We start from the raw sequence: 5,802 nt of genomic DNA on the forward strand, positions 1-5,802 counted from the left end.
GCTTCCTGATCATAGGAGGGTGCATCCTGAATGGCAATATAATGAAATCTTAAGTGCTTCATGCCTCCTGAACGAATAAGCATCCTGAAAAATTCACCGGTCCGCCCCGGTTTGGCAAGCAGTTCCAAGAGCCCGGTTAAAATAAGAGAAAAGCCGAAAGCAAAACGCATCAGAGGTTTTCCGAACACTTCCCTTTTGGATACCTTCAGGGATAATTTCTGGGACAAACGTGTCAACAGGGGTGACAAATAGAAGGTTTTACCGCTTTTGGTGTTGATAAAATATAAATAGACCAGCCAGCTCACCTCACTGTCATCAACACTCGAGGGTAAATAAAGGGAAGGCTTCAGATTCAAAATTTTGTTCAGGGCTCCGTGCTCCTCAAGCATATTGGGGTAGCGATCTTTGCTGAAACCCGGGGAAATGGCTAAATCTATAGGTCTCTCAAGCAATGCAAGAATGCCATCGAAATGACCGTATTTCATGAACCCGGTTACCAGTTGAGGAAGAAACCCCCGGCGATCACTATAAATGGTCCAGGATATGGATGTCAACAAATGATGTTTGGAAGTTTTGTCAAATAGATTGTGCAGCACTTCAAAAGGATCCTGATAAACATCCTGTCCGAGATCAACATGGAAAATGATGCGATTGAGACCTGCCCTTACCAGGTTATCGAGAAATTGTTCCCCGCCTTCGGTATAGATCAGGTAGCCATTGGTAAGCAACTGGCAGAAAATATTTTTTGAACTGATGTAGCTTATTACCTGGCACAACTCAGGGTATAACGTTGGCTCACCCCCCATGATGGTCATTGTATCCACCTTCCTTTTACTTATACCAATATCAATCTCATTATAAACATCTTCAAGGTCTTTGACATAAGTGGTGTTGAGATTGTAACAGATATTGCAGCAAAAATTGCAGGTCATATTGGTTTCGATGGTCAGATGCGGAACCAGATCCAGGGCTGGTTTCCATGGCTTTATCGACTTCGGATAAATCTTTTGTATTTTCATCGCTATAATGGATTTAAATGGCCTGTTAAGCAATTCATCTGATTCAGGTTTATATTGAGATTGAAAAATGTATTGGTACCTTACCGGTCAAATTCTTGCTATCGGAGTATTTGGAACACCCACTGCTCCACTTCCTCACTCCCATGTATTGATAACAAACAACCCAAACTTTTTGGAAGGATTCAATTAAAGAAGGCCCATTAAACAATTGACAAATAAGAATAATCTCCCCTTAGGGAAACCACCCGCTTCATTAAACCTTAAGAAGTAATCTCTGATTGGGAATGCAGTTTTAAGTTTTATAACAACGGCTTTTACACAAACAATTTCCTCTGTAACTCCGCAGTATTTCTTCCTCTAGCGCCAACCCACCCTTGCATCTGGTGGGAGAAGGTTATAAACCTTTTATGCCGAAAACATAATAATTTCTTTCAAGAAACGCAAATTTTTTTGATTAATTTTCTTTATAAACTATTATTTTATTTATTGTCAGTTTTATGTAAATAAAATTCAAAATCATAATAAAAGATTCTAAATTCATCATCTGGTAGCAATTTCACACCATTATTAAAATCCGGATGGATTTTCTAACGTATATCATAAATGTTGCTTTATTGGCGCGTATTCCCGAGCATTTCTTAGTCTTATAAATGCCTTACAATTAATATTAAAACATGAGACGCACGGTTTCACGTCTCTAAAAGACCATATGCCATTACGTTTGTGCATTCCATTGCCGGATGTAATCCCTGACGGGTCTGAAGGATCACGTTAACATTACTTTTGGAAAATAAAGGTTTGAATAGGAACTCATGAAGATTACAAGATGCTCAGCAGTTTTTGACTCCCCCGGGTAAATTTGGCGGAATGGGGAGGCAAATTCTTCCGATATAGAGGGTGGTTGGGTTCGAAATTTACACTTGCCATATTCAATGATCTTCCCCACCCACGACCCTGCGCCTCCAGAGCCTGTCCCGATTATTCATCGGGAGGTTAGGGGTAGCGCGAGAAGATTCCAGCAGCTAATTCCATCATCCATCAAGAATCAAATGATGGCTTTGCCCCTGGCACCCCGTCTGACCGATACCAGCCCAACCTTAAAACCGGGCTAAATGCAACAACTCTCGAATCATCCCAAAACAACAACTTCAGGCACTTCGGTCGGACGGGTGAAGTAATGGTACTATACCAGGTGGATTTGCATTAATTTAATCTAATGATTTTAATAAATGCCACAAAAGCATTAACCTGCCCTGCCGGCAAGCGGGAATACGAAATACCAAAAAGATTTCCTGTCTCTTAAGCTTCCCCCTCGCTCACCCCTATCCCCTAAAGAGGCACTCAGTCCACAGATTAACAGAGGTAAGGTTCCAATGGAGATTTTGTTAGAATCTTAAAAGCTTGCAGAGTTCCCTCCCGCACAGAAAGCTAAAGTTACATTAGATACAGTCAAATAAACAGACGGATCTCAGAATTGATGGCGGGAAGATACACCCTTCAGAGTCTGACCCCGATCATTCATCGGGAGGTTAGGAGCGAGCGCGGGAATTCCTGCTGCTAGAACTACCGCCTATCCGCAATTGTCTGATGGCCGCAGCCCCTTGCACCCCGTCTGACCGATACCAGCCTAATCTGTAAAACCAGGCTAAATGCAACAACTCTCGAATCATCTTAAAAGAGCGCTTCAGGCACATCGGTCGGACGGGTGAAGTAATGGCAGCATACCGGGTGGATTTGCGTAAGCTTAATCAACGGTTTTAATCAAACTTCACCGCTGTTTAATCCCGACAAAAGCGGAATTAAAATTTCCCGAAGCCCACAGCCTATCTCCTTTTCTTTTTTCTGTAACACCTCAACTTTTCTACGAACCTGAGACCTTCGGGCATCCAGAACTCCAGAATCGTCGGACAATTATAAAGGTTCCTTCCGCTAAGCTTGCAATCTATAGGAGATGGTTTGATAAATTTATTCAATTATATTCTTAAATTTCTTTTTGATTTCCTTCTTCAACTCTTCATTAATCTGACCAAGCTTTTTGTAGATTAAGTCTTTCTCTAAAGTAGCAATTTTATGTAATCGGACCACAGAAGGTAGTTTTAAGCCGGATCCTTTCCAGTCTTCAATCTTAAAATCAAATTCAGTACTATATATTTTGCTTGTTATTCTACAAACTACTATGTCATTATCTCCTGTATCAAGGATAATAAGTACAGGTCTTTTTTTGACTTTTCCCCGCCAGAAAAAGGAAATTTCAGAAGATATATCTCTCCAAAAGATAGTCGCCCCATTTCATTCATCGTCATAAATTGAATCTGATTCGGAATAACCGGCTAAGAATTGTTCCCGGGCAATGTTTTGAAAATCATTTTCATCCTGGTTTTCTTCTTCCTCATAGAGTATTATCACACGAATTTCTTTTTTCCCGGATAATTTCGAACTTAAATTATCTGGCACTATGATGGATTTATTCTTCAGCTTTGACTTAAATTCAAATGCTTTCATATCAGACATGTTTTTTCCAAATTTACAAAAATCCTTCTATTATAACATATAAACATTTTACTTATTATAGTTTTCTCCAACGCTGTTTACTCCCGACAAAGGCGAGATTAAGGTTTCCGAAACCCACGGCCTTTCTCCCTTTCCCTTTTTCTGCAATACCTTGACTTTTCGACGAACCTGAGACCTTCGGGTATCCCGCGATAGCGGAATCCCGATCCCGCCTTTCGTCGGGAGTAAATAGCGTCGGGGGGAGAAGAGCCTGTTCCCATTATTCATCGGGAGGTTAGGAGCAAGCGCGAGAATTCCTGCTGCTAATATCAACCCCTATCAGCAATTGTCTGATGCCCGCAGCCCTTGGCACCCCGTCTGATCCCGCCCAAATAGCGGGGTCGGACGGGTGAAGTAATGGCAGCAAACCGGGTGGATTTGCATAAGCTTAATCAACGGTCTTAATATAACTCCAACCCCGCATTTTGACGGGACAGGAGCACCAACCCCGACTGCTTCGGGGCGCGAGTACCAAATTCCGCAAAAAGTTTATTATCCTCTTAAGCTTCCCCCTCGCTCACCCCTATCCCCTAAAGAGGCACTCAGTCGGCAGAAACTTATAAGTATGGTTCCAATGGAGATTTTGTTAGAATCTTAAAAGCTTTCAGAGTTCCCTCCCGCACAGAAAGCTAAAGTTACATTAGATACAGTCAAATAAACAGACAGATCTCAGAATTGATGGCGGGAGGATACACCCTCCAAAGCCTGTCTCAATTATTCATCGGGAGATTAGGGGCAGCGCGCGGGGATTCCAGTGGCTAGTACTACTATCGATCGGAAAAGGTTGATGGTACATTTCACCCATCTTATTTAGCCTTGTCTGCATGATAAACATATCTTTTTTCTACCAAAATACATTTGACCACCAGTCCAGATATGCTTGTGTTATAAAATGATTTTCTGACTGCTTATCCACTACTTCAAGATCACAAAGGGGAAAAATATATTTTCTCCTTCCTTTTCTGATTTCCAGAAGTACGCCATAGGGATCAATATAATCATTGATGTTTTTAACCTTTACAATATCTTGCCTACTCAAATCAGAAGCACCCTCCGCTTCCAAAACTTTAGCTTCAAAGGAGAATGACAGATTGTTTTCCAAATATTCAAGCCATTTATCCAGTTGGATGTCCTTATGTTTTGATTTGACTCCTTTTAAAACCTGCTCCCGTATTTGATTTATCTTTTCATTATTATCCATATCTATTGATTTTATATTTCATTATTAAAAAACTCGAAATTACAAATAGTCATTGCCCTGCATCTTTTCTCCCACCCGCCATCACCTCTAAGGTCCATTAAAATATATCCAACGTACCTTTACTATTCTGTGCGGGAGGATCCTCTACAAACTTTTAACATGCTGCCAAAACCTCCATTAGAACCACACTTATAAGTTTCTGCGGACAGAGTTCCTCTTTAGGGGTTAGGGGTGTGCGCGGGAAAACCGGCTGCCATTTCCACCTATCATCAGCAATTGCCTGATGGCTTTGCCCCTGGCACCCCGTCTGACCGATACCAGCCTAATCTGTAAAACCAGGCTAAATGCAACAAATCTCGATTCATCTCCAAAGAGCGCTTCAGGCACATCGGTCGGACGGGTTAACTAATGGCAGCAAACCGGGTGGATTTGCATTCACTGATTTAAAAATTTAAATGTATGCCACCAAAGCTCCAAAACTCCAAAAAACACTAAAACCCTACACTCCTTCGAAGCTTTTCCTCTCCTGCGCCCTTTAATTCCCTGAAGGGGCCACCCCGCCCAAACCTCTATGGTCTGTCATTTCCTCTCAGATGTTTAATGCCTTTAGCCTTTCCGTGCGGGAGGGCCTTCTACAGGCCCTTAACATTCTAAAAAACTCCCCATTGGAACCATACCTATAATTTTCTGGAGACCAAATACCCCTTTAGGGGTTAGGGGTGAGCGCGGGAATACCAGCCGTTAAACTCACCATCTCTCATTTTCCTTCACCCTTTCTCAAACTCTCTCAAACGCCTCCCACAATAACGCCTGCATCAGCTTATCCTATATAATAGGAACCCATCAGTGTTTTAACATTCATTTTCAACATTACAAGAACAATGCCTGAACAGCCTGCTTTATAGTTTCAAGAGTTAGTATTTTTCCACTATTCCTTATCCACTCTTTAACTTTTTGCCAACGCTTATCATCTTTTATAGCTTCAATATAATCGTGACCTGCCCAGGTTAATCCGGTGGCTATCCAACACAT

At 41.7% G+C, this 5,802-nt stretch carries 6 protein-coding genes; all 6 read right to left on the minus strand.

Features of this window, described 5'->3' with window-relative positions; genetic code table 11:
• A partial coding sequence (locus tag KGY70_16025; GenBank protein ID MBS3776705.1) for a radical SAM protein occupies window positions 1-1,019 on the minus strand: 1,019 nt, incomplete at its 3' end.
• A 1,965-nt stretch (window positions 1,020-2,984) separates the two neighbouring features.
• The gene (locus tag KGY70_16030; GenBank protein MBS3776706.1) at window positions 2,985-3,296 is read right to left on the minus strand and encodes a type II toxin-antitoxin system PemK/MazF family toxin; all 312 of its coding nucleotides are present in this window, start codon (window positions 3,294-3,296) and stop codon (window positions 2,985-2,987) included.
• A 12-nt stretch (window positions 3,297-3,308) separates the two neighbouring features.
• Complete coding sequence (locus KGY70_16035) at window positions 3,309-3,521, minus strand: hypothetical protein (protein MBS3776707.1); 213 nt, start codon at window positions 3,519-3,521, stop codon at window positions 3,309-3,311.
• Between the two features lie 892 nt (window positions 3,522-4,413).
• A complete protein-coding gene (locus tag KGY70_16040) occupies window positions 4,414-4,770 on the minus strand; it encodes a hypothetical protein (GenBank protein MBS3776708.1) in 357 nt (118 codons plus the stop codon).
• A 225-nt stretch (window positions 4,771-4,995) separates the two neighbouring features.
• Complete coding sequence (locus tag KGY70_16045; protein ID MBS3776709.1) at window positions 4,996-5,157, minus strand: hypothetical protein; 162 nt, start codon at window positions 5,155-5,157, stop codon at window positions 4,996-4,998.
• Window positions 5,158-5,640: 483 nt separating this feature from the next.
• Window positions 5,641-5,802, minus strand: coding sequence for a DUF2513 domain-containing protein (locus tag KGY70_16050; GenBank protein MBS3776710.1), 162 nt, complete (start codon window positions 5,800-5,802; stop codon window positions 5,641-5,643).

The organism is Bacteroidales bacterium (assembly GCA_018334875.1).
Classification (GTDB): Bacteria; Bacteroidota; Bacteroidia; order Bacteroidales; family UBA12077; genus JAGXLC01.